General features: G+C 72.7%; 4 protein-coding genes. 3 read left to right on the top strand and 1 reads right to left on the bottom strand.

Annotated elements, in window-relative coordinates; all coding sequences use genetic code 11:
* Positions 1-27 precede the first annotated feature (27 nt).
* Complete coding sequence (locus VMR86_18015; protein HTO08950.1) at positions 28-642, bottom strand: HAD family hydrolase; 615 nt, start codon at positions 640-642, stop codon at positions 28-30.
* Positions 643-767: 125 nt separating this feature from the next.
* On the opposite strand from VMR86_18015, the gene VMR86_18020 reads away from it, so the two are divergent.
* The 3 genes from VMR86_18020 to VMR86_18030 form a co-directional block, all read left to right on the top strand.
* Positions 768-2,039: an FAD-binding oxidoreductase gene (locus tag VMR86_18020; protein ID HTO08951.1), complete on the top strand. Its 1,272-nt coding sequence runs from the start codon at positions 768-770 to the stop codon at positions 2,037-2,039.
* The gene (locus VMR86_18025) at positions 2,036-2,770 is read left to right on the top strand and encodes an SDR family NAD(P)-dependent oxidoreductase (GenBank protein ID HTO08952.1); all 735 of its coding nucleotides are present in this window, start codon (positions 2,036-2,038) and stop codon (positions 2,768-2,770) included. The genes VMR86_18020 and VMR86_18025 overlap by 4 nt, the downstream gene beginning before the upstream one ends.
* The coding region (locus VMR86_18030; GenBank protein HTO08953.1) for a UbiA prenyltransferase family protein at positions 2,771-3,380 on the top strand (610 nt) is incomplete at its 3' end.

Below are 3,380 nucleotides of genomic sequence, written 5' to 3' on the forward strand. Positions count from 1 at the left end.
CGCCGAGCCTGCCGAGGATTCTGAGCCCTAGAGGCCGGAGATCCGGCGGAAGCGCATGCCGGCGCGGCGCGCGGCCTCGCCGTCGGCGTCCTCGCGGTCGCCGATCACGAGACACTCGGCCGGCCTGACTCCGAGCCGGGCGGCGGCGGCGAGCACGCCTTCCGGCGAAGGCTTGAGGCGGCGCGGCCCGCCGGGCTCGCCCGAGGCCACCACCGTCTCGAACAGCGCGCCCACGCCCAGCGCCGTAAGCTTCTGCCGCGCCGGATAGTCGGACACCAGCGCCGTGCGCCCGCCCGCGGCGCGGAAGGCGGCGAGCTCGGCCAGGAAGCTGCGCCGCCGCGCGGCGCGCAGCCACTTGCCCGGCCGCCGGAACATCCAGTCGTCGACGACACCGAGCAGTGTCGCCGGCTCGACCCCGAGCGCGAGCGCCGCCCCGGCGAGCTGGCGCGCGAAGGGGTCGCTGCCTGCGCCGTCCAGCGCGCGCACGCGCTCGTGCTCGGCGCGGAAGCGGCGCAGGAGCGGCGCCACGCGCAGCCCCGCAGCCACGAGCTCGAGCGCCATGGCCGCCTTCACCGGGGCCGCGTGATAGAGCGTCCCGTCCAGATCGACCAGCCATGCGCGTGCGTCCGAGACCGTCGACAATCCTTGCCGCCCTCCGCCGAGTGGGCGAATACCATAGTCCGACCGTTTGGAACCGATATCGGCCGGAGGCGCAGCGCACGATGACCGAGTTATCCGGCTGGGGACGGTATCCCGTCGTAGAGGGGATGGAGCGGGCCTCGGAGAACTTCGAGGCCGCGACCGCCAGCGCCGCGCTCTCGCGCGGGCTCGGGCGCTCCTACGGCGACGCGTCGCTGCCGGCGTCGCCTGCAGACGTGGTCGCCAACTCGCGCCGGGCCGACCGCATCCTGGGCTTCGATCCCGGAAGCGGCGTGCTGCGCGCCGAGGCGGGTCTGTCGCTGCGTGACCTGAACCGCGTGTTCCTGCGCCGCGGCTGGGCGTCACCGGTCTCGCCGGGCACTCAGTACGTGACTCTGGGCGGCATGGTCGCCTCGGACGTCCACGGCGGGAACCACCACGTGGCGGGCACGTTCGGGGAGCACGTGCGCAGCCTGCGCATGCGCGTCGCCGACGGGCGCGTGCTCGAGGTCTCCGAGCAGACCGAGCCCGAGCTGTTCCGCGCCACGCTGGGCGGCATGGGACTCACGGGTCACATCCTCGAGGTCGAGCTAAAGATGGAGCGCATCCCCAGCGCCTGGCTCTACACCGAGACGCGGCGCGTGGCCGACATCGACGACCTGGTCGAGACACTGCTCGAGTCGAGCCGCCGCTGGCCCATGACCAAGACCTGGTTCGACAGCACCCAGCGCGGGCCGGGCATGGGCCGCGGCTTCGCGGTCATGGGCCGCTGGGCCGAGGCCGGCGAAGCGCCGCCCCAGCCGCCGCTGCTGCGCGAGCGCCTGTCGGTGCCGCCGCTGCCGATCGGGCTCGTGAACGCGCTCACGGTGAGTGTCTTCAACAAGCTCTGGTTCCACTCGCAGAGCCGGCCGCGCGCGGCGATCGCCCACCCGCAGGCGTTCTTCTGGCCGCTCGACGGACTCCTGCACTGGAACCGCCTGTACGGGCCGCGCGGCTTCGCCCAGTACCAGTGCGTGCTGCCGATCGAACGAGACACGCGCGTGGTGCGCCGCTTCTTCGCGATCATGACCCGGCGCGGCTGCCCGTCGCCGGTGTCGGTGATCAAGGACTGCGGCGCCGAGGGCCGCGGCCTCTTGTCGTTCCCCAAGCCCGGCATCTCGATCGCGCTCGACGTGCCGCTGCGCGGCGAGCGCACCCAGGCGCTGGTCGACGCGCTGAACGAGATCGTGCTCGAGGCGGGCGGGCGCGTGTACATGGCGAAGGACGTGCTGACCCGCGGCACTCACTTCCGCGCCATGGAGCCGCGGCTGCCGCACTTCCTCGAGGTGCGGCGCAAGTGGGACCCCGAGCGGCGCCTGCGCAGCGCGCTGTCGGTACGCTTGCTCGGGGACGACGTGTGAAGGCAGTCCTGTTGGGCGCGACCAGCGGCATGGGCCGGGCCCTGTCGCGGCTCCTGGCCGAACGCGGCGAGTCACTCTTCCTGCTGGGCATCCCGGCGGACGACCTCTCGCGCAGCGCGAAGGACCTCGAGGCGCGGGGCGCGCGCGAGGTCGGCTGGCTCGAGTGCGACCTGCTCCAGCCGAAGGGCTTCGCGGGGGCGCTCGAGCGGGCCGACCAGGCGCTGGGCGGCTTCGACCTGGTGGTGGTGAGCGCGGGCCTGTTCGGCTCACAGGAGCGGCTCGAGGCCGACCCCGAGTTCTGTCAGAAGCTGCTCGCGGCCAACTTCGCGAACACCGTCGCGTTCTGCGAGGAGGCGCGGAAGCGCATGCTGCCGCGCGGCGGCGGCACGCTCTGCGTCTGGTCGTCGGTCGCGGGCGAGCGCGGGCGCAAGCCGGTGATCCTGTACGGCGCCGCCAAAGCGGGACTCACTCGCTATCTCGAGGGTCTCGACCACAAGTTCCGCAGCGAGGGCCTGGTGACCATCACGGTGAAGCCCGGGTTCGTGCGGACCTCGATGACCGAGGGGCTCAAGCCGCCCCCGTTCGCGGGCGAGCCCGACGGGGTGGCGCGCCAGGTGCTGCGCGCGCTCGACCGCGGCACGCCCGTGGTCTACGCGCCGCCGATCTGGGGGCTGGTGATGCTGGTGATCCGCAACCTGCCTCGCTTCGTGATGCGGCGGATCGGCTTCTAGATGGCCGCGTCGGACTTCGTGCGCCTGGCGCGGCCGCGTGACTGGGCGAAGAACGTGTTCGTGCTCATGCCGATCCCGTTCGCGCTGGCGGCGGGGGGCACGCTGCGCCCGGTGCCGTTCCTGTTCGGCGTGGCGGCGATCTCACTCGTGTCTTCCGCCGTGTACGCGCTGAACGACGCCATGGACGCGGAGCGCGACCGGCTGCACGAGAAGAAGCGCCAGCGCCCGGTCGCGGGGGGGCGCGTCTCGAAGACGGCCGCGATCGCCTTCGCCGGTGCGCTGCTGGCAGCGGGGGTGGCCTGCGCCGCGGCTTCGCGCGTGTCGGCGGCCATGCTCGTGATCGGCGCCTACGTCGCGAAGGAGATCCTGTACCAGTTCGGGCTCAAGCACGTGACCCTGGTCGACGTGTTCCTGCTCTCGGCCGGGTTCGTGCTGCGCGTGATCCTGGGCGCCGAGCTCGTCGGCACGAACCCGTCGAACTGGCTGCTCCTGTGTTCGTCGACGCTGGCGCTGTTCATCTCGCTCGCCAAGCGGCGCAGCGAGCTGGCGCGCGGCATGGACGCCGCCCACCGGCCGGCGCTCGAGGGTTACTCGGTCGCCTATCTCGATC

Source organism: Myxococcota bacterium (assembly GCA_035498015.1).
In the GTDB taxonomy this organism is placed as follows: Bacteria; Myxococcota_A; UBA9160; order SZUA-336; family SZUA-336; genus VGRW01.